Origin of the sequence: Klebsiella sp. NPDC088457, assembly GCF_044900465.1 — a bacterium.
Lineage (GTDB): Bacteria > Pseudomonadota > Gammaproteobacteria > Enterobacterales > Enterobacteriaceae > Klebsiella.
This window is the reverse complement of record NZ_JBJDNH010000014.1, coordinates 1-21,035: the sequence shown is the minus strand read 5'-3', so window position 1 is coordinate 21,035 and position 21,035 is coordinate 1. Positions and strand designations below refer to the sequence as shown.

The window sequence follows — 21,035 nt, the reverse complement described above, 5'->3', positions numbered from 1 at the left end:
CTTTTAATTCTTCAATCAGAGTTGGATGTAAAAATGATTCGAGAAAATATTCGTGTTGTTAACAGCACGGGACTGCACGCACGTCCTGCGGCCACATTTATTAAAACGCTAAAAAAATATGAGTCTTCTGTTACGCTTATAAATAATGGTAAGGAAACCGTTATTAAAGGACTGATGAGTGTATTGGGAGCCGGCGTTAAAGGTAATCCAGTATTGAAATCATCTGCGAAGGTCCTGACGAACAGGTTCTGATGGATGAAATCAAAGGATTATTTGCCAGCGGATTTGGCGAGAAAGAATAATCCACTTTATTCCCGGGAAAGTTTAACTCACTGACTGGTCTTTATTTATCCCTGAAAGGGAGGTAATACTGTGGCTCAAAAATGGTTACAACGGATCTTACTTGTCAATGATGACGGTATTGACGCACCGGGAATTAAATTGCTTGAAAGGGTGGCAAAACAGCTCGCCGATGAAGTCTGGGTCGTGGCACCAGCAACTGATAAAAGCGGCGTGGCCAACTCTGTCAGCCTGAGGGAGCCTGTCCGTGTGGAGCAACGCGGAGAACGTTGGTTTGCAGTGCATGGTACACCGGCTGATTGTGTCACGGTGGCCGTCCGGCAGTTGATGAAAGAACAGCCTCCACAGCTGTAACTGTCAGGCATTAACAACGGCTCTAATATCGGTTTTGAAACCGTGCTTTCCGGCACGGTAGGCGCGGCCATCACAGGCCTCCTGCTCGGCATTCCGTCGGTCGCACTGAGTCAGGACAAACGACCTGAGGATGCTGTTAACTGGCGTACGGCAGAAGCCTTTTGCCTGCCCGTACTCGAGACGTTACTCCGCCGGGGGTTGCCGCTGGACTGTTGCCTGAGTATTAATTTCCCCGACCTGCCCGCGGAAAAGATCAGGGGCATTAAAGCCACGCGCCAGGGTATCGGCAAAGTGAAAGGATTACAGGTCGCCCCCACGACAGATCCGCACGGAGAAAATTATTTCTGGATCCGGGTGGAGCATGGGATCACGACATTTCCTGAACACAGTGAGGCCGGGGCGGTTTCCGAAGGATATATCTCTGTCACGCCTTTAATGTTTGAAAGAACGGCCATGGAATGCTGGCACCAGCTTTCCGGGCTCCTGAATTCGCCGCACTAATCCCTGACATAGCAGGTGCGTTTGTCGCTCTTGTGGGGGGCGACATTTTTTTCACATTCGTGTGTTTAACCCCGATAACAGTGAGTGAGATTATGATGAAGGCACTGAATTTGTATGGTGTACAGGATGTCCGCTATGAAGACGTGCGGAAACCTGAAATTGAAGCCGCAAATGATGTTCTTATTAAAGTCCATACGGCAGGTATATGTGGTTCTGATATATCGCGCTTTGGTAAAATCGGATCATATAACCCCGGTCTGACCTGGGGACATGAGTTTTCCGGTACCGTGGAGAGCACGGGGAGTGGGGTGACATCGGTCAGGAAAGGCGACCGTGTCACAGCCTGTAACTGCTTTCCCTGCTTCCACTGTGATTACTGTCAACAGGGAAATTATGCCCGGTGTACGGATCTGAAGGTGCTGGGTGGCCATGTCAGCGGAGCTTTTGCTGAATATATTCGGATGCCGGCTGAGAACGTCCTCAAATTACCCGACTCGATGGACTTCGCGACCGCAAGCTTTATCGAGCCATCCAGTGTGGTTGTGCATGGCATGCGGCAGGTCGATATCAAACCGGGGAGCAGCGTGGCCGTTGTTGGGTGCGGCACCATCGGCTTACTTGCTGTTCAATGGGCAAAAATCTGCGGTGCGGGAGACGTATTTGCATTTGACACCGATGAAATGAAACTCGAAATTGCGGCGAAAACCGGGGCAACGGCAACGTTCTATGTCAAAGATGAAAATCATTTATCCCGGTTCCGGGAGGTTACCCATAACGCCGGTGTTGATGTTGTCTTTGAATCATCCGGGAATGCGGCCGGGGTCGGCTCATCCCTGCTTCTGGCGGCTAAAGGTGGCACGGTGGTACTGCTGGGTATCCCTTACGGAGACGTTGCTTTACCCCGGCTGAATTTTGAAAAAATTGTACGCAATGAGCTTAAGGTCATTGGCTCATGGAACTCAATCTCTGCGCCGTTTCCGGGAAAAGAGTGGCAGACCTCCATCCATTACCTGAGTACCGGGCAGATTGATGTCTACCCACTAATTACAAAACGGGTGTTACTGGAACAGGTTCCGTCGATTTTGCCGGGGCTTTATAACCGGGAAGCGTTTTTCGTTAAGGTCCTGGTCAATGTTGAAGCGTTAGAGGCATGTCCCTTGTCGAGTCTTGTATGATGCAACTATTATTTCAGGCCAACAAATTGACCTAAGACGAGGCAGAAGGTTCGGAGAGTATCGATATTATCCTGACTGTACCTGATTTATTTACGCAGACATGCCAGAATGCCCTTTACATAATCCTGTCGAGACTGATATCAGAAATCAGTTTCTTCAGCCTGAAGTTTCATTTCTCAGCAGCCCTCTGAGCTTGAGTTCCGGGGGGAGAGATACTGCTGTATTTCTTACATAATGAGTAAGAGGGACATCAGCATATTCAGCTTGCGCCAAATCCTCTAAACCGCATGACCCCTTTGCTCTTAATCGTTACCGTAAGTCCTGGGGCAACGTCAAGAATGCCCCTATTCCCCATGATATATTCTATTTGCTTGATGAGCGTAATCGGGAGCGCTTCGTTGGTGATTAATTACCAGGTTGATGTTCAGCGCCAGCATCTTACAGATACCTTCACGCTGCTGTCGCGCATCAGACAGGGAGACGGCAGGATAGGCACCCAGCGCAATGCGGGATTCTTTACCGTTAATACGGTACTTGAGATACCAGTGACGGGAGCCACCCGGCTTGACCAGCAGATAAAGACCGTGGGAATCGGAGACTTTAAAGGGTTTATCAGAAGGCTTGAGAGTACGGATTTTCACGTCGGTAAGGGACATATGAGGTCACTCCATTATCGAACTAACCTGACCCCAGATTTGACCACCAATTTTCCCCGCTACGGAGGGTAAAGTTTCAACGCTCCGGGATGGGCTTTAACCTAACCTTTTGAATGCATGCCGTATAAGGATTCGTAAGGATATACGAAAGCAGAAAGCCCGCTTAAGTTTCCTTAAGCGGGCTTCTTAAATATGGCTCCTCTGACTGGACTCGAACCAGTGACATACGGATTAACAGTCCGCCGTTCTACCGACTGAACTACAGAGGAATCGTGTGAACGGGGCGCATATTAACGGCGGCGCATGGCCTTGTCAAAGGCAGAATCACCGGAATGCGTTTGATTGCTGACAATTTCAGCAGCTGGCCTGCTTTTACGCTTTTTTCCCTCGCCGTGCACCGCAATAGTGCAGATGTACCCCTAATGGGGCATATCGTAATCCGCTTACCGGGCAAATAAATCCGCGCCTGCTATCAGAATCGCTTATCACGCCGCGTCCGGCGGCATTTGCGCTAATGTAAGAAAACTGGCAAGCAAATTGCAAAACCTTCTGTATCTCAATTGCCAGCGTTGGTACTGGCTTTCCTTACAGGAGGCAAAATGAACCTAAGACGACTGAAGTATTTTGTAAAAATCGTCGATATCGGCAGTCTGACCCAGGCGGCTGAAGTCTTGCATATCGCACAACCGGCGCTGAGTCAGCAGGTGGCGACCCTGGAAGGCGAACTGGACCAGCAGCTGCTGATTCGGACTAAGCGCGGGGTCACGCCGACCGAGGCGGGCAAAATTCTCTACACCCATGCCCGTACTATTCTGCGCCAGTGCGAGCAGGCGCAGCTGGCGGTCAATAACGTCGGCCATACGCTCACCGGCCAGGTTTCCATTGGCCTGGCGCCGGGAACGGCGGCATCGGCCATTACTATGCCGCTGCTGCAGACGGTGCGTAACGAATTGCCGGAGGTTATGGTGTATCTGCAGGAAAGTAGCGGCACCATCCTCAACGACAAATTACTCAGCGGCCAGCTGGATATGGCCGTGCTGTATGAACGTTCCCCGGTTGCCGGCATCGTCAGCCAGCCGCTGCTGAAAGAAGATCTTTACCTGGTGGGCACCCGCGATTGCCCGGGGCAAAGCGTCGATCTGACGGCGGTGGCGGAGATGAATCTGTTCCTGCCGCGCGATTACAGCGCGGTGCGGGCGCGGGTGACCGAGGCCTTCACGCTGCGCCGCCTGTCGGCGAAAATTATCGGCGAAATTGAATCGATCACCACCTTAACCGCGGCGATTGCCAGCGGCATGGGCGTTACCGTCCTGCCGGAATCCGCCGCCCGCTCGCTGTGCGGCGCGGCAAACGGCTGGATGGCGCGGATCAGTACCCCGTCCATGAGCCTGTCGCTATCGCTCAACATGTCGGCCAGGGGAAGTCTGTCGCCGCAGGCGCAGGCAGTGAAGGAGATTTTGCTCTCACTGGTCAGCCGTCCGTCGTTGGAAAACCGTGAATTGCTGCTGGTGAGTTAATGTATATTCCTGAATGGAATAAGTTGCTGGTTTTTATTATTTGTTAGCAGGGACAACAGACTTTAACAATAGAGCATATGTTATGTCTGCTAGCCCGGAGGAAAGGGTGAATTTCCAGCAACTCAAAATAATTCGTGAAGCGGCCCGTCAGGACTACAACCTGACGGAAGTCGCCAATATGCTGTATACATCGCAATCGGGCGTCAGTCGTCACATCCGCGAGCTGGAAGAAGAGCTGGGGATCGAGATTTTCATCCGTCGCGGTAAGCGTCTGTTGGGGATGACGGAACCGGGTAAGGCTTTATTATCGATTGCGGAACGTATTCTCAATGAAGCCAGCAACGTCCGTCGCCTTGCCGACTTGTTTACTAATGACGCATCCGGCGTATTAACCATTGCCACCACTCATACCCAGGCCCGCTACAGCCTGCCGCCGGTGATTAAAGCCTTTCGTGAACTCTTTTCCGATGTTCGTCTGGAACTGGTGCAGGGCACGCCCCAGGAGATTGAAGCGCTGCTGCATAACGGCGGGGCGGATATTGGTATCGCCAGCGAGCGCCTGAGCAACGATCCGACGCTGGTGGCTTTCCCCTGGTTTCGCTGGCATCACAGCCTGCTGGTGCCGAAAGATCACCCTCTGGTGCAGGTCACCCCTTTGACCCTCGAAGCCATTTCGCGCTGGCCGCTGATTACCTATCGCCAGGGGATCACCGGACGTTCGCGCATCGATGAGGCCTTTAACCGCAAAGGGCTGATGCCGGATATCGTCCTCAGCGCCCAGGACTCCGACGTGATTAAAACCTATGTTGAGCTGGGGCTCGGGGTCGGTCTGGTGGCGGAACAATCCGGCGATGCCCGGGAGGCGGATACCTTCACGCGCCTTGATACCCGCCACCTGTTCGACGCGAATACCGTCTGGCTAGGTTTAAAACGCGGACAGCTGCAGCGTAACTATGTCTGGCGCTTTATCGAACTGTGCAACGCCGGGCTGTCGCTGGATGAAATCAAGCGTCAGGCGATGGAGCCGGAAGAAGCGGCAATCGACTATCAGATCTGAATAAACGCCGGGGCGCCAGCGGGAAGAGCGCTCCGCTGCACCTGCGGGAGATAAAAAAGCTATAATTCATTCACGATTGTCGCGACTGAGGAAGGGAAATGATGGTGCGGCGTGTGAAATTGCTTTGTTCTCTATTATTTATGATCTCAAGCCCCAGCGTGCTGGCGGTGAGCTATCCCTTGCCGCCGGAAGGAAGCCGTCTGGTGGGAAACCCGCAGACTATCACCGTTCCGCACAATAATACGCAGCCGCTGGAGGCCTTTGCCGCGCAGTACGGGCAGGGGCTGAGCAATATGCTCGAGGCCAACCCTGGCGTTGACGTATTTCTGCCAAAGTCGGGGACCACGCTGGTGGTGCCGCAGCAGCTGATCCTGCCCGCCACGGTGCGCAATGGTATTGTGGTCAACGTGGCCGAAATGCGCCTCTACTACTATCCGCCGGAAGGAAATACGGTGGAAGTGTTGCCGATCGGTATTGGCCAGGCGGGGCGTGAAACGCCGCGTAACTGGGTCACGGCGGTTGAGCGCAAGCAAGAGGGGCCGACCTGGGTGCCGACAGCCAATACCCGCCGCGAATATGCTAAAGAAGGCAAAACCCTACCGGCCGTCGTGCCGGCCGGGCCAGATAACCCGATGGGGCTATATGCCATTTATATCGGCAGGCTGTACGCCATTCATGGCACCAATGCCAATTTTGGTATTGGGCTGCGCGTCAGCCAGGGCTGCATCCGTTTACGTAACGCCGATATCAAGTATCTGTTCGACAACGTGCCGCTGGGCACCCGCGTGCAGATTATCGATCAGCCGGTGAAATTTACCCAGGAGCCGGACGGCAGCCGCTGGGTTGAAGTACATGAACCGTTGTCGCGTAACCGCGCGGAATATGAGTCGGATCGCAAAGTTCCGCTACCGATGGCGGCGGGGCTTCAGACCTTTGTAAAAGGTGAGGGCGTTGATGTCAATCAGGCCAGCCAGGCGCTGGAAAGGCGCTCCGGTATGCCGGTGAATATCAGCGCTTCTGGTCTCAATGCTGCCGGCAGCTAACCTTCGATACTCCGATGATGCTCTCAAAAAGGCCGCCTTTGCGGGCTTTTGCTTTCAGGCCATCCCCGTGCCGGATCGGAAAAAATCGCCTGCTGGCGAATAAAAACGCTCGCTGGGGCGTTTACCCCTCATTCACACCACTACGGAGTAATTTTGCGATGAATGATAAGGGTATAACTCAGCGGCGCCAGCGTTACGACGGCCTGACGTTAACGCTGCACTGGCTCACCGCCGCCTGCGTGATTTTCCTTTTTGCCAGCGCCCATATCTGGGAGTTTCTGGAGCGGGGCACGGCGCTGAGGAAAGGTCTGCAGGCGGTACATATCTCCTGCGGTATTATGCTGGCGATAGTGATGGTGATTCGCCCCCTATGGCGCCTGTTGAGCCAGCTGTCCCCGCGATATCGCATGCCCGCGGTGCAGGGACCGCGAGCGGTTAAATTCCTTGCCCACTGCGTCCATGGCGCACTCTACCTGCTGCTGTTGGCGCAGGTGTGCCTGGGCTTTTTATTTCGCTGGGCGCAGCAGGAGCCCTTCCGCTTTTTTGGCCAATTCGATCTTGCCGACCTGCTGTATGTGGATCCTGCCCTCCGGCATAGTCTGGGGCAGTGGCATAACAACGTGGCCTGGGCGCTGATCGTGCTTGCCTGCGGCCACGCGTTGACGGCGCTGGCGCACCACTATCTGTTGCGGGATAACGTTCTACGCCGCATGCTGCCGGGGCGTGCTTTTCGTTAATAGCCCGGCGGTTGAAGAACGCGTTTTCATCAACCGCCTGGATAAAGAATACAGTGAGGCCGCTGGCCTAGGACCTGGTGGCGCGGATGGCAATCGCGATTGCGATCCGGTCATCCACCACCATCGCGAAGCTGTCCATGTTGTAGGCGGAACGTGAAATCGCGCTGGCGGCATGGAGCGCCAGGTCACCATCCTCTGGCGATAACCCTGTTTGCGCTTCGAGCGTGGTGTCGAGGATAACCGGCCGCCGGATATCTTTGACCCGCAGCGAGCCAAAGATCCGCATATGACCCGCGTCCTGCATTACCACTCTGTCACTGATGAAGGTGATATACGGGTAGCGTCCGGCGTCAAAAAACAGGTTGCTTTTTAGCTGCCAGGTCAACAAGGCGTTGGAGGCGACGAGGGTGGCGACAGGAATTTTTACCCTGATACGATCGTTGAACTCGTTTTGCGGATCCAGCGTCACGTCACCCGTCACGCCGTGAATGTTGGCCCAGGACTGGACGCCGCCGAAGGCGCGCCACGTGAGCTGGATGGCGGTACTTTCCGTGTCGATGGCGTAGTTAAGCGGCTTTGCATGCAGGAGCGGGCTTATCATCAGCGTTACGAGCAGCAGCGGGGGGAAACGGTTCATAATGGAAACTCCTTGGCTCAGATAAGGAGTTAACGCTGCAGGAGGCGAATCTATTCGCTGCAATGGGGCGAATGCGAAAATTAATCACCAAAGCCACACTCCGTGTGGCTTGATATGAAAAACTGGTGAGGCGCGCTCACGGCGCCAACGGCGACGTCGCTGTTCAGCCGGGGAGTTGAGCGTGACGAATCATGTCCAGCACCTGCATGTTCCGCAGGCTTTCCTGGAGGGATATCAGCCGTGCGGGCTGGTTTAGCACGGCGGTGGAAAAGTGGTGAATTTCCGCCTGATAGCGATCCGCTTGCGCGACGGAAAGGGCGCGTACCCCCTGAGCGCTATGCAGATAAATTTCTCCCGCATCATCCAGGAAAGGCGTGTCGATACAGAGCATGCCTTTGTCGCCGATAATTTCCGCATAGTTTCGCCCGAATGCATTGAAACCACAGTGAATATTGGCAATAAGACCATCGTCGTACTGCAACAGCGCCGACAAATTGGTATCTACGCCCTGATGCCTCTCGCTCAGCACCTGGCAACGGCGCGGTATGCGCCCGGTGACCATCCCGAGAAAGTTGACCGGATAGCATCCCACATCATACAGGGCGCCGCCGCCGAGTTCGGCTTGCATCTTGATCGTATTGGGACGATCCAGCAGGAAGCGGAAGGAGGCATTGATATGGCGTAATTCGCCTAATTCCCCGCCGTCCAGCACCTCTTGCACTACCCGCATCCGGTCGGTATAGCGGTACATAAAGGCTTCCATCAGAATACGCTTATGCCGGCTTGCGACCTGCTGCATGGCCGCCACTTCGGCGGCATCTAATCCCAGCGGTTTCTCGCATAACACGTGTTTGCCCGCTTCCAGCGCCCGAATAACCCACTCTTTATGTAACGAATTGGGTAAGGGAATATAAACCGCCTGAATATCGCTATCCGCCAGCAGGTCGGCATAGCTGGCATAACTTCTCTCCCACTTATCCGTGGGGAGTTCGTCAGGTTTGCGTGATGCTACCCCGAGCAGCCGGGCGTTTGCCGCCCGTTCGATGGCCGGAATAACGGACAGTCGGGCTATCCGGGCATAGCCCAGTACCCCCCAGTTGACGATATCAGTCATCAGATTCTCCTTATAAAATCAGGGTGATAAAACGGTACCCGGCGCCTGTTTCTCCCGGTATGACGTGCTGATTCTAAGGTTCTGCGGCCTGGTAAGGTATGACAGCCTTCAAAAATTTATCATATATATTCTGATATTTGTTATACAGCAATCCTCCCGGGAGGAGGAAGGGGATTCTGTCGCTGAGCGCCGCAAGCGCGGGGCGTGCGAATGCCCGCAGCCGTTTCGTTATCGCGCGCTGAGCATGTCGGCGGGGGAGCTACGATGAATCTCTGCTCATTCTTACCCCGGGGAATCTGCCGGGGGAACGCGCGTTCAGCGGGCCGGGAGCAGAGGTTAAGGCCGCATCGTCTGCTGCGGCCTCGGGAGTAATAACAATACTATCTATTATTTGAATACTTCAGCGGTGGCTTCAAAGTTTGGGCCGTGTTCTCTGGCTGAGATAATGACGTAATATTTCCCACCTTTCTTATCGGCCAGCTGGGATAACTTTTCATGTAGATCCATTGGCGATGATATTTCACCTCCGGACGCCCCCACAGAGATATTATCAACATACTCATATTTGAAGTGATGCGCTTCATCTTTTGAAATGAGCATTGAAGCAAAACCATTCATGGACACAAAAATAGAGGCGGCAGCAATGGCAGTAATGACCTTTTTCATAACAACTCCTTTGTTTTAGTCAAGCGGAAATGCGGGGCTATGATTACAAAAAATGGGCGGTGAATATTGTTTTAGATCAATCATGTAAACTGTAAATATCCACAATTACAATGACTTACACGATCAATATTTGTAATGACATTAATTTTCTTATGCTGATGTTACGGGTTTATATACGCTGCATCCTGGCTACGTGATAAATTATCCTGCGGAATATCTGATGGCTTTAGACTATGCTGCCATCCGCCATTTCACCCTATGCATAGCGTCGCGCGCCAGCAACGTGAAGAGGCGACTTTCTAAACGCTTTACAAACAGAACAAAAATTCAATATAAAATCATGGACAAGGTCTATCCTCTTGCACAAAATGAAATCTTCCGTAGTGAGGGTATCGTGTCGACTGGATGGGGTGATAGTTCTGCGAGGCGCTTTTTACTGCGGCGAAATATATTAATAGCGCTTAATATTAAAAAGGATTTTATATTTTAATAATATTATTGTTGGCTGGGTGGCATCAGGAATATGAAGAAAAAATCACAGTATCTATCTGATTTTCAACAATTCAAGCATGAAGTGAATAGTGCCATTCTGGCGACCACCTCCCCACAATCCTGTGAATGTCTGACAAGAGCCAGGGTGCTTAGCTATTTACTTTGCCGCAATATGGCACCGTCTGTCGCCGTGATGCTAAATGATATCTACGATAAGGCCGTCTTTGCCTCAACGGCGGCTGGCCGGGCGAATCAAGACCTCAGGGCTGAATTAAAAAATGCGCTCTACCAGCTGGAGTATCGGTTAAGCGCGGATAATTGTTCTGCTCTATAACGAGGAAGGGAGAAGAGTGCGCTACCGGGAGGGATGAAAACGGCTCTGATACGCTGATTGCATCCAGGATGAGATGGCTGCATAAGTTATAATCTTATCTTTCCTCGAAATATCATGCTTGTTTAAAGAAGAAACAGTTTTTTATTGTCTATTCCGTTTCCCCGCAGCCATGTCCTCGCTGGTCTCTGTGGCATAGCAGCACCCACATAGATACGGTTTTGATGGGATGCCCGAACTTTTAGCCCAGTAAATGCGATCGGCACAGCGCTTTTTATGCAGATATTGCCATCGACGGACGACGCCTGGCGCCTATGTAAAGGTTGCTCCGCTGCTAAACGATTATGATCCCGGTTCATTTTGAGCAGGAGATAACGATGGCAATCCTTAATATTCGCGACTTTGGCGCAGACCCGCTGGCCACGCGGCTGGCAACATCCGCTATCCAGCAAACCATCGGTAGCGCCAAAACCGGCGACACGATCCTGATCCCCGCCGGACGCTTTCTTAGCGGAGCGCTGTTTCTGAAAAGCGACATTACCCTCCATTTAGCCAAAGATGCACTGTTACTCGGCAGTCAGAACCTTGCCGATTACCCTCTGATAACCACGCGGGTGGCCGGTATCGATATGCCCTGGCCGGCAGGCATCATCAATATTCATCGCTGCCAGAATGTGCAGGTTAGCGGGGCGGGTACCATCGATGGTCAGGGGGTCAGCTGGTGGGAGGCTTTCTGGGGGAGCGACGGCCGCGGCGGCATGCTGGAAACATACGCGGCGAAGGGGTTACGCTGGGTGGTCGATTATGATTGTCAGCGGCCGCGTAATATTGTGGTCTACGAGAGCGATACTATCCTGTTACAGGATTTCACCAGTCGCGAGTCAGGTTTCTGGAATCTGCACCTGTGCTATTCGCGTCGTCTATGCGTCCAGAACCTGACGATTGCTAATTCCGCGGGCCCCAGCACCGACGGAATTGACGTCGACTCATGTGAACAGGTCCTGATTGAAGGATGTACCGTCTCCTGTAATGATGACAATATCTGCGTGAAGGCAGGGCGGGGAAAAGCGGCCGCGTTGCAGGGGCGAGCGTCGCGGGATGTGGTGATTCGCCATTGTACGCTGCTACGCGGTTCCGGGATTACCCTCGGTAGCGAAACCTCCGGCGGCATTGAACGTATTACCATCGAACAGAACCGTTTTCGCGGTACCGGCGTGGGGTTTCGCATTAAATCCGCGCGTAATCGCGGCGGGTTTATTCGTGATATTACGGTTCGCCATCTCGACCTGTTGGATGTCACCTTTCCGCTGATGATCCAACTGAACTGGTTCCCTCTCTATAGCTACGGCGCGCGGGAAAATCTTACCGATGCCCCGGCCCACTGGCGCGATCTGGCCGAAGGCGTTGATGGCGAGGCCGGTTTAACGCGGGTCTCCGCCATTGAGATTCGCGATATTTCAGCCCGCCGCGGGCAGCAGGAGGTTTTTTCCCGCGCGTTCTTTATTGAAGGGTATCCGGAGCTGGCGATTGACGGCCTGACCTTAAGCGCCATTGATATCGATGCGACAGAATTTGGCAAAATAGCCGGGGTGAAGGGGCTGCGGTTTGATCAGGTCACGGTGAATGCGCCGACCCTCACTCAGGCAGAAAATGATACGTATGAGCGTTAGCCGGTGAACCGCCTTGATAAGATCCGTTGGGCGGAAATGACGGCAGCGGCTTAGCCTTGCGTCACCGGCTGGGCCGGGGACTGATTCCTGGAGGGTAAATGAAATATGTCATCGTAGGCAGCGGAAATATCAGTAATACCTATCTTCGGGCGGTAAAAAACATCGACCATGCTGACATTGTGGGCTGTGTTTCGCGCAGCTGTCGCGCGCCGCAATCGGCGCCAGACTTAGCCTGCTGGAACAGCCTGGACGCGGTGGATCGGCCCTTTGATGCCGTGATTATCACCACACCTAATGGGTTACATCATCAGAGTGCGATTGCCGCCGCACAGGCAGGCAAACATATTCTGGTTGAGAAACCGCTGGATATCACCCTCGCCGCCGCTGACCAGATCATTAACCGCGCCGAAGAGGCTGGCGTGGTGCTGGCCGTTGCCTTCCAGCGGCGGACCTATCCGGACAATATGGCGGTAAAAAAAATGGTCGATAGCGGCGTGCTGGGAAAATGTTACGCCGCCGATCTTTCCTGTCGGTTCTGGCGCGAGCAGGCCTATTACGACAGCGCAGAGTATCGTGGCGGCTATGAAATTGACGGCGGTGGCGTTTTTATTCAGCAGGCTGCGCACAATATCGATAACTATATCTGGTTGTTTGGTATGCCGGCGCGTGTCACCAGTGAACTCGCGACCTTTGCCCACCGGATGGAGGCCGAAGATCATGGCGCCGTGCTGCTGCGTCATGCCAACGGCATGATTGGGACGATAGTCGCTTCTACCTGCGCGCGGCCGGGTTATGCTGCGCGCCTCGAAGTCTGCTGTGAAAAAGGCACCTTTACGCTAACGGACGATCGGATCACGCAGTGGGATATTGACGGGGTCGCTAACCCGGCGAGCACGCTGGTGACGGCCGCAGATGACGGCGCGCGTAGTGCGGTAGTGACGGACACGTCGCGCCATGAAGCTATACTTCATGATTTTGCCCGGGCGGTTAAGACCGGGAGCTCGCCTTTGTGCAGCGGCCGCGACGCCCGGCGTACGACGCAACTGGTGCTGGAGATATACGGGCGTAATACGGATTAATGTCACAGGCCGCCGGAGTAAGGTTCGGCGGACATCCGTCAATTTATTTGATGCTTTATGTTAAACAACCGATATTTATTCTCAACGGCTAATGCGTAGAGTAGAGGTCACACAAGGCAGGGCCAGGTACGTTCGATGACCAATGATACCTCATCTGCTGAACATCTCCCTGCAACCAGGATAAATACGTCATGAAAAAGATTGGATTTTTGTCATTTGGTCACTGGACGCCATCGCCGCAGTCCGGCACCCGCTCGGCCGCTGACGCATTGTTGCAATCCATCGATCTGGCCGTTGCCGCTGAAGAGCTGGGGGCCGACGGAGCCTATTTCAGGGTGCATCACTTTGCCCGCCAGCTGAGCTCGCCGTTCCCTCTGCTGGCCGCGATAGGCGCGAAAACCCGGCGTATTGAAATTGGTACCGGCGTCATCGACATGCGCTATGAGAACCCGTTGTATATGGCGGAGGAGGCGGGGGCGGCGGATTTGATCGCCGGCGGGCGTCTACAGCTGGGGATCAGCCGTGGCTCACCGGAGCAGGTCATTGATGGCTGGCGCCATTTCGGCTACGTTCCTGCGAAAGGGGAAAACGAGTCTGATATGGCGCGCCGCCATACCGAAGTGCTGTTGGATGTGCTGCGTGGTGAAGGTTTTGCGAAACCCAATCCGCAGCCGATGTTCCCGAACCCGCCGGGCCTGCTGCGCCCTGAGCCATACTCCGAGGGGTTACGCGAGCGTATCTGGTGGGGGGCCGGTTCAAACGCTACGGCGATGTGGGCTGCGAAGCTGGGTATGAACCTGCAAAGTTCGACATTAAAGGACGATGAAACCGGCGAGCCGTTCCACATTCAGCAGGCAAAACAGATCCGTGCCTATCGTGAGGCCTGGGCGCAGGCGGGGCACACGCGGACGCCCCGCGTCTCGGTGAGCCGCAGCATTTTCGCGCTGATGGACGATCGCGACCGGATGTACTTTGGTTCAAGCCGCGACGATAGCGATAAGGTCGGTTTTCTGGATGAGAAAACCCGGGCGATATTCGGGCGCAGCTATGCCGCCGCACCGGATAAGCTGATCGAGCAGCTGAAACAGGATGAAGCGATTGCCGAAGCGGACACCTTGTTGCTGACCGTGCCAAATCAGCTGGGCGTGGATTACAACGTGCACGTTATCGAATCTATTCTGCAGCATGTCGCTCCGGCGATGGGCTGGCGCGAGGCATAGCCGAGCCCTGAAAAACGTCTCGCCTGGGTTATGCCTGGCGAGGCGTTAAAGCGGAATTCCCGGAGCAGGGCAATATTACGCGGTCGTTGGTGGCTGTAGCTGATAGATCCATGCCGTAACGCGCTGACCCTCTGCCGTGGTTACTTCCACCTCAACGCGGTCGTAGCCCTCTTCAAATTCATCCAGCATTGGCCAGTGCGCTGCCAGGTTCGCGGAGAAAAACAGGTAACCGTGGACGAGCGGACCTTGATTATCCAGAACGATCCCAGGAAAATCGGCAGCCGCTCCCCAGCCGCGCTCATAAAATGTCCCCGTTACCGACCCCGTCAGCCACTCCCCACCGATGTTTTCCAGAATATGGGCATTAGCATAGCCCGGACGTAGCGTCCCGTAGACAAACAAGCGTTCCATTATCCCTCGTTAGCCAAAGCAGTGATTACCCTAACGGGCAGAGCAGAATGCTCAAAATACGGGGGAACGAGCGGGTGCGCAAGCGGTGAGAAAGGGGGATGTTCGGTAAGCAAACCGATCCTGGACGCAGCTCCCGGCGGCCTTAGCGCACTCCTTTCGGACGCAACCCGTATCGTTAGCCGTTCCTGCAAGCTGGTACAGCCTTAAAAATTACGGGTATAATCCTACAAAATGTGCAACGGGCTTAGCAACGAAGATGACAAAACTGACCTTACAAGAGCAAATGCTCAAAGCTGGATTAGTAACCAGCAAAAAAATGGCCAAAGTCCAGAGGACGGCCAAAAAATCACGCGTTCAGGCCCGGGAGGCAAGAGCGGCTGTCGAGGAAAATAAAAAAACGCAGCTTGAGCGTGATAAGCAGCTAAGCGAACAACAAAAACAGGCCGCTTTATCTAAAGAGTATAAAGCTCAGGTTAAGCAGCTTATTGAAATGAACAGAATCGACATTGCAAAAGGCGATATTGGTTTTAACTTCACCGATAATAATTTAATTAAAAAAATATTTGTCGATAAGCTGACTCAGGCCCAGCTGACCAGCGGCCGTCTCGCCATTGCTCGTCTGGACGGGGATAACAATAGCGAAAGCACATACGTGATTATCCCGGCGAGCGTAGCCGATAAAATTGCGCAGCGAGATGCGAACAGCATTGTATTAAATAGCGCGCTGAGTCAGGAAGAGCAAGACGAAGACGATCCGTACGCCGATTTTAAAGTGCCCGATGATTTGATGTGGTAATTCACCGGTTGACGCTGCTGACCAATGAAAAGCCCTGCGGGGCTTTTTTTATGTTCGCCCGGTCGTGAAGTATCGGGAACAACCCGAGCTTCAGCAACGTGTTGTTTGGTTTAGAACGGTTCGGCTATTGATTTTTACCATTCTGGCTGTGACTTTTTGCGACACGGTAGCAGCAGGGCGAGTATGGCGTCACCGGCTGGAGCCGGCATCCTTCCAGCGCAGCGTATCAATCAGCGCCCGTAGCGCTGAAGTCACCCGGCGGTTCGGGTAGTATAAATGACAGCCTGGAAAGGCTGGGCACCATTCGTCCAGCACAGAAATGAGTCTACCGTCAGCCAGTTCTTCTGCGACCTCATGCTCCATCAACATGCCTAGCCCTGCGCCTGCTCTGACCGTCGCCGCGGCCAGAACGCCATCGTTCACGATCAGCTGACCCGTAGTCCGGCGTTTTACCTCATGGCCTTCGTGTTTAAATGCCCATGGCAGGAGCTTCCCCGTGCTGACGAGGCGATAGTTAATACAAATATGTTCGTCCAAAGCGAGAGGAGAGGTGGGTTTTCCATGGCGTGCAAAATAGTCCGGCGTTCCTACCACCAGTGCGCGGACATCTGGCCCAATTCGGACTGCGATCATATCGCGTTCCACCGTTTCGCCGAGTCGGATACCGGCATCAAAGCCGTTAGCGACGATATCCACCAGGTGGTCATCCACAATAACTTCGACTGATATGTCAGGATGTTCCAGTAAAAAGGTGGGAAGTTTATCCGCGAGAAGGGTACGCGCGGCATAGTGGAACGTTGTCAGGCGAATAGCGCCGGACGGAGCGCTGCGAAAATCAGACAGTCCTTCCAGCCCTTCCGCCAGGCTGGTCAGCGCGGGTTCCAGCGTCTGTAACAGCTGTTTGCCCGCGGCTGTAGGGGCTACCGAGCGGGTGGTTCGTGCCAGCAAGACCACACCCAGTCGTTGTTCCAGGCTGCGCATCGCGTGACTGAGTGCCGACGGGGACAAACCTAATTCGGCCCCGGCTCGGGTGAAACTGCCGGTTCTGGCCACGGTGGCGAATGCCGCCAGGTCGTCAAGGTCACCACGCTTCATTGCTGCATTCCTTTCATAAGGCTTTGCCACGTTACAGGGATACTCGTACCGGTGTTCGCTGTCATATTCTTACTTTTTACCGGCTTATTGAGAGGATAATATCATGGATATGACGTGCTATCGCACGCTCGGCAACTCCGGGCTGGCGGTTAGTCCATTGGCTCTGGGCACGATGACGTTTGGTGCTGGCCGTTGGGGAGTGGATGAAACAGGCGCCCGCGCGATTTTTGATGCTTATTCCGCGGCGGGGGGAAACTTCATCGACACCGCAGATGTTTATGCTGGCGGAAACAGTGAAATGATGCTGGGCCGTTTTCTGGCCAGGAGCGGTAGTCGTGAGAAAATGGTGATATCGACCCGGTCAGGCTTCCCGCGCCGTCAGGATACGCCGCTCGCCGGGGGAAATTCGGCACGGAACATCCGTAACGGAATTGAAGGGTCGCTGAAGCGGCTTGCCACTGACTATATCGACGTCTACTGGACTCATATCTGGGATATGACGACTCCGCCAGAAGAGGTGCTCCGGACACTAACCGACGCCGTACGTCGTGGCGATATTCTCTACTATGGCTTTTCCAATGCTCCGGCATGGTATGCCGCGCAAATCGCCACCCTGGCTTCCGCCCAGGGTTTGCCGCGACCCGTCTGCCTGCAATATTCCTATTCACTCATCGATCGCGGCGTTGAACTGGACATACTTCCGGCCGGCAATGCGCTTGGCATGGGGCTGGTGGCCTGGAGTCCACTTGGCGCCGGTTTGCTGACCGGGAAATATGGCAGGGAAAAACTTGCTGATGCCGGGCCTGCCGGCAATCTACCTAATCGTGCCGGAGAGTCCAGCGGAGGGAGTAACGGGCGTCTCAATGGGGATAACCCGTTTGGTGGGCTGCTCTTTACTGAGGCAAATTTCCGTATCGTCGACGTGCTTCGCGAAGTTGCAGCCGAAGTAGGCAGACCGATGGCGCAGGTTGCGCTCTCCTGGGTCGCGAACCGGTCAGGGGTCTCCTCAGTTTTGCTTGGCGCGAGCAGGGTAGAACAATTGCAGGAGAATATAGCCTCTCTGGAAATTGAGCTGACGGCCGATCGATTATCCCGTCTGGAGGCCGCAGGGCAGTTGCCTATGATGAACCCGTATTTAATTTTTAATCTGCCACGAGAGCGTATTTTCGCTGGGTATACTGTCGAGACCTGGAAGCAGCGTTAAACGGCAGGAATACAGATGCGGATTATCGTTTTCAGGCCCGATCCTGTTGATGGATTAGGACCTGATTGCGCAATGAGACGGCCATTGTGCCATTGCCATCTATCTTCATCCGTGGACAGTTCCCGGCGCGCCATACCCGGGCTAATTTCCGTACGGGGGCCATCCGATCTATTTAACTATCCCGTAGATAGCCATTTATTTTCGGGCCGTCGCTCCAGCGCCAGGGAGAGGCAATGGTTTTTCACCGGCGGGGGATGCTTTCCCGATGCGCGTGAAGCATGAGAAAGAAGGGGACACACAAACAAAAAGCCCGCTTAAGTTTCCTTAAGCGGGCTTCTTAAATATGGCTCCTCTGACTGGGATCGCCTTAACCAGTAACTGGCTGATAAAAAAGCTAAAGCCGAACCCCATCCCTGTCAAGACTACCAGAATGGGTGCTAATAGGTTTAGCTAGAAAAAAACATCATACTTCATATGAATAGACTCTTTTTTGGGGTAATTTTAAGGGTTTTATTCTGTTTTTTTTGTATTACATGGAATTGACTTCTTGTGTGTGGGGGCTGTCAATGATAAAGGTACCTTAACAGTAAGGGGCGCTCCATAGGAAACAGGTCAAAGCCTGTAACTCATTCATCAGAATGAAGCTACTATGGATACCACTCTGCCTACCTTGATTTCAAAGATATCTATTAGAATTGTCCTAAAAAAAATGGCTAAGATGGTAGAATTCTGACGTTGAATACCTTCGTTACACTATAAATTGGGTATGCAATGATGATGTTATGGAACCTACGGAATCCCAGCCATGAATGATAACGAAGATTCACTGTTTAAGAATAATAATCTTTCTCTTCAGCAAAAGCTAGAGCGAGCTCGTACAGAGCTTCTTGACTTATCTGCGCGCAATAAACTCCTCAATATTCCTCGCTCTAAAACAACCAAACTCTTAGAAATTATCGATGAGAGGTCTACTGAGATTTATCGTTTACTGGTTAAAGAAGGAAAAGTATTTACTTTTCTACCGGGACGGGAAGGCAAGAAGGGGGAGCTAATTGATGATGAGGGCATTGTATCGGATTCGGATGATGCTCTTGTTGATGATCGGCTGCTTGTTTTTGATGATGATGTTGATCCAAAAGCAATCAGTGCTGAGCATCAGGATACAAAACTACAAACAAGGCTAACTCCGCAAGGTTTGCAAAAGAGATTGTTGGATCTTTACCACGATTCTAAAACGTTAGAAGAAGAACAGGGTGTAAACATACTCTATCTGACGCTCGGAACCTTAAAATGGATTGATCCCAATAATAAAGAAAATGTTAGATATGCCCCTTTAATCTTGATCCCCGCGTCTCTTGAGCGTGGAACTGCTGGTGAGAGGTTTAAACTACGGGCAAGGCAGGATGAGATTATTGAAAACCTTTCTCTGGAGGCATATCTACAGCGAACACATGAGATTTTATTGCCTAAGATCAACACTGATGAGGAGCTAGATCTTTCTGGGTATATCGATGAGGTTGCTCAGGCTGTGCAGACAAAGCCTGACTGGAGCGTTCAAGAAAACGATATTACTCTGGGGTTCTTCTCCTTCGCTAAATTCCTCATGTACCGGGATTTAGATCCAGAAAACTGGCCAGAGAATGACAATATCACAGAACAACCTCTTATCCAGTCACTTATGGTTGATGGGTTTGATGAGAGGGATGAAAGGATTTCAGATGATGCACATATAGATCCTTTTATTTCGCCGAGGGATATGCTCCATATCATGGATAGCGATACTTCTCAAACTCTTGCTATCCATGATGTACGGAAAGGAAAAAACCTTATAATTCAAGGACCTCCTGGGACAGGGAAATCTCAGACGATTGCGAATGTCATTGCTTCTGCAGTGGTAGATGGCAAAACTGTATTATTTGTCGCAGAAAAAATGGCTGCTCTTGAAGTGGTGAAACGTCGCCTTGACCATGCGGGTGTGGGCGACGCCTGCTTAGAGTTGCATAGTAATAAGACGAATAAAAGGGTCTTCCTGGAGGAATTGAAAAGGGTCTGGGAGCTGGGATCTCCTAGAGGTGAGTTTCCAGACACACTGGTAGGAAACCTAACGGAGGCGAGGGATAAACTTAACGAGCATCCAGCAAGGCTGCACAAGATATATCATCCTTCAACTTTCTCTCCCTATCAGGTCATGGGGCATCTTGTTCGATTACGTCAGTTAGGTCAGGCCCCGACCGATTTTCATCTCGAAGAATTTGAACATTGGAATGCCAGTGATCTTGAGAAACGTCTTGAGCTCGTGAAAGAGATTGTTGATCGCATCCGAGATATTGGTTTGCCCGCTCAGCATCCGTGGAGTGGCGTTGGTCTTGAACAGATATTACCTATAGATGTAGAAAAATTACTTCCACGTCTGCAAGAGCTTGAAAGAGATGTCGTACGTCTTAAAAACGTTGTTGCAAATCTGTCTGCTGAGCTTACCGTTACACCCGTACCGGAAACATTCTCTTCAATTTATAAATTAGTTGAGGTTGCTGAATGTATCAATAAAGCACCGGACCTGTCAGCGGAAGCCTTTATTTCTGCTGTTTGGCATGATAAGGCGCCTGCAATTAAACGACTTGTTGCAGTGGGTAAGCAGTATCAGCAAGCTCGCTTAGATCTTGAGAGAGATATAGTAACTGAAGAAATTGAAACTCCAGTTACCGAACTGGAAGATGCGCTGGCAAGGCTTCCTCGTGATTTTCACGTTAATGGTTTTTCCGCAGCTTGTTCGCTGGTGAAACCTTTATCTAAGTTGCGTCTTGATGCTGCTCGTTTACATGAAGAACTCGGTACTCAGGAAGGGTATTACACTGTTCAGGAAATAGAACGTCTCATCACCTTGGTGTCAACGACGGTTAAAAAGTGATCCACTTACATCTCCACCGACGGTCTAATATTGATCCACCGTTTTACTCAGGATTAGCTTCAGCGATAACCC

The 21,035-nt window shown here is 52.6% G+C and carries 18 protein-coding genes, 1 tRNA gene and 3 pseudogenes; 15 read left to right on the top strand and 7 right to left on the bottom strand.

The window, feature by feature from the left end; all coding sequences use genetic code 11:
- Positions 1–33: 33 nt before the first annotated feature.
- The 3 genes and pseudogenes from ACI2JR_RS10910 to ACI2JR_RS10900 all read left to right on the top strand — a co-directional run bounded on the left by ACI2JR_RS10910 (position 34) and on the right by ACI2JR_RS10900 (position 2,330).
- A pseudogene (locus ACI2JR_RS10910) lies at positions 34–302 on the top strand (HPr family phosphocarrier protein).
- 70 nt (positions 303–372) lie between these two features.
- Positions 373–1,155, top strand: a pseudogene (surE, locus tag ACI2JR_RS10905) (5'/3'-nucleotidase SurE).
- Between the two features lie 92 nt (positions 1,156–1,247).
- A complete protein-coding gene (locus ACI2JR_RS10900; RefSeq protein WP_243655185.1) occupies positions 1,248–2,330 on the top strand; it encodes a galactitol-1-phosphate 5-dehydrogenase in 1,083 nt (360 codons plus the stop codon).
- Positions 2,331–2,686: 356 nt separating this feature from the next.
- On the opposite strand, the pseudogene ACI2JR_RS10895 reads toward ACI2JR_RS10900, so the two are convergent.
- Together ACI2JR_RS10895 and ACI2JR_RS10890 are read right to left on the bottom strand one after the other, a co-directional pair.
- A pseudogene (locus tag ACI2JR_RS10895) lies at positions 2,687–2,986 on the bottom strand (Arm DNA-binding domain-containing protein); the annotation flags it as partial.
- 193 nt (positions 2,987–3,179) lie between these two features.
- Positions 3,180–3,255: transfer RNA gene (locus tag ACI2JR_RS10890), tRNA-Asn, on the bottom strand.
- Between the two features lie 330 nt (positions 3,256–3,585).
- Here ACI2JR_RS10890 and nac point away from each other — a divergent pair.
- From nac to ACI2JR_RS10870, 4 genes are all read left to right on the top strand, one after another.
- On the top strand, positions 3,586–4,503 hold the full coding sequence (gene nac / locus ACI2JR_RS10885; protein ID WP_132724895.1) for a nitrogen assimilation transcriptional regulator NAC: 918 nt from the start codon (positions 3,586–3,588) through the stop codon (positions 4,501–4,503).
- A gap of 106 nt (positions 4,504–4,609) precedes the next feature.
- On the top strand, positions 4,610–5,560 hold the full coding sequence (gene cbl, locus ACI2JR_RS10880) for an HTH-type transcriptional regulator Cbl (RefSeq protein ID WP_462478529.1): 951 nt from the start codon (positions 4,610–4,612) through the stop codon (positions 5,558–5,560).
- 98 nt (positions 5,561–5,658) lie between these two features.
- Entirely contained in the window at positions 5,659–6,603 is a 945-nt protein-coding gene (gene ldtA, locus ACI2JR_RS10875; protein WP_132724891.1) for a L,D-transpeptidase, read from the top strand.
- A gap of 158 nt (positions 6,604–6,761) precedes the next feature.
- A complete protein-coding gene (locus ACI2JR_RS10870) occupies positions 6,762–7,340 on the top strand; it encodes a cytochrome b (protein ID WP_462478528.1) in 579 nt (192 codons plus the stop codon).
- A gap of 67 nt (positions 7,341–7,407) precedes the next feature.
- Here the strand turns inward: ACI2JR_RS10870 and ACI2JR_RS10865 are convergent, their stop codons facing one another.
- The 3 genes from ACI2JR_RS10865 to ACI2JR_RS10855 form a co-directional block, all read right to left on the bottom strand.
- Positions 7,408–7,977: a YceI family protein gene (locus ACI2JR_RS10865; RefSeq protein WP_132724887.1), complete on the bottom strand. Its 570-nt coding sequence runs from the start codon at positions 7,975–7,977 to the stop codon at positions 7,408–7,410.
- A gap of 163 nt (positions 7,978–8,140) precedes the next feature.
- Positions 8,141–9,091, bottom strand: a complete 951-nt coding sequence (locus ACI2JR_RS10860) for a Gfo/Idh/MocA family protein (RefSeq protein WP_462478527.1) — start codon at positions 9,089–9,091, stop codon at positions 8,141–8,143.
- Positions 9,092–9,478: 387 nt separating this feature from the next.
- A complete protein-coding gene (locus ACI2JR_RS10855; RefSeq protein ID WP_132724883.1) occupies positions 9,479–9,757 on the bottom strand; it encodes a YdgH/BhsA/McbA family protein in 279 nt (92 codons plus the stop codon).
- A gap of 220 nt (positions 9,758–9,977) precedes the next feature.
- Here ACI2JR_RS10855 and ACI2JR_RS10850 point away from each other — a divergent pair, with 220 nt between their 5' ends.
- The 5 genes from ACI2JR_RS10850 to ACI2JR_RS10830 all read left to right on the top strand — a co-directional run bounded on the left by ACI2JR_RS10850 (position 9,978) and on the right by ACI2JR_RS10830 (position 14,549).
- Positions 9,978–10,247: a hypothetical protein gene (locus ACI2JR_RS10850; protein ID WP_462478526.1), complete on the top strand. Its 270-nt coding sequence runs from the start codon at positions 9,978–9,980 to the stop codon at positions 10,245–10,247.
- Positions 10,248–10,280: 33 nt separating this feature from the next.
- Entirely contained in the window at positions 10,281–10,583 is a 303-nt protein-coding gene (locus ACI2JR_RS10845) for a hypothetical protein (RefSeq protein WP_132724879.1), read from the top strand.
- 374 nt (positions 10,584–10,957) lie between these two features.
- Entirely contained in the window at positions 10,958–12,250 is a 1,293-nt protein-coding gene (locus tag ACI2JR_RS10840) for a glycoside hydrolase family 28 protein (RefSeq protein ID WP_462478525.1), read from the top strand.
- Between the two features lie 98 nt (positions 12,251–12,348).
- Complete coding sequence (locus tag ACI2JR_RS10835) at positions 12,349–13,329, top strand: Gfo/Idh/MocA family protein (protein WP_462478524.1); 981 nt, start codon at positions 12,349–12,351, stop codon at positions 13,327–13,329.
- 191 nt (positions 13,330–13,520) lie between these two features.
- Positions 13,521–14,549: an LLM class flavin-dependent oxidoreductase gene (locus ACI2JR_RS10830; RefSeq protein WP_462478523.1), complete on the top strand. Its 1,029-nt coding sequence runs from the start codon at positions 13,521–13,523 to the stop codon at positions 14,547–14,549.
- Between the two features lie 75 nt (positions 14,550–14,624).
- Here the strand turns inward: ACI2JR_RS10830 and ACI2JR_RS10825 are convergent, their stop codons facing one another.
- Positions 14,625–14,960 carry a gamma-glutamylcyclotransferase family protein gene (locus tag ACI2JR_RS10825; protein ID WP_462478522.1) on the bottom strand — a complete coding sequence of 112 codons (336 nt, stop codon included), beginning with the start codon at positions 14,958–14,960 and terminating at the stop codon, positions 14,625–14,627.
- Between the two features lie 256 nt (positions 14,961–15,216).
- Between ACI2JR_RS10825 and ACI2JR_RS10820 the strand changes: the two genes are divergently transcribed.
- Entirely contained in the window at positions 15,217–15,756 is a 540-nt protein-coding gene (locus ACI2JR_RS10820; RefSeq protein ID WP_132724869.1) for a DUF2058 domain-containing protein, read from the top strand.
- Between the two features lie 189 nt (positions 15,757–15,945).
- Here ACI2JR_RS10820 and ACI2JR_RS10815 read toward each other — a convergent pair whose 3' ends face one another.
- The gene (locus ACI2JR_RS10815) at positions 15,946–16,851 is read right to left on the bottom strand and encodes a LysR family transcriptional regulator (protein WP_132724867.1); all 906 of its coding nucleotides are present in this window, start codon (positions 16,849–16,851) and stop codon (positions 15,946–15,948) included.
- Between the two features lie 103 nt (positions 16,852–16,954).
- On the opposite strand from ACI2JR_RS10815, the gene ACI2JR_RS10810 reads away from it, so the two are divergent.
- Together ACI2JR_RS10810 and ACI2JR_RS10805 are read left to right on the top strand one after the other, a co-directional pair.
- Positions 16,955–18,055 carry an aldo/keto reductase gene (locus ACI2JR_RS10810; RefSeq protein ID WP_462478521.1) on the top strand — a complete coding sequence of 367 codons (1,101 nt, stop codon included), beginning with the start codon at positions 16,955–16,957 and terminating at the stop codon, positions 18,053–18,055.
- Positions 18,056–18,860: 805 nt separating this feature from the next.
- Positions 18,861–20,963: a DUF4011 domain-containing protein gene (locus ACI2JR_RS10805; RefSeq protein WP_462478520.1), complete on the top strand. Its 2,103-nt coding sequence runs from the start codon at positions 18,861–18,863 to the stop codon at positions 20,961–20,963.
- The last annotated feature ends 72 nt before the right edge of the window (positions 20,964–21,035 follow it).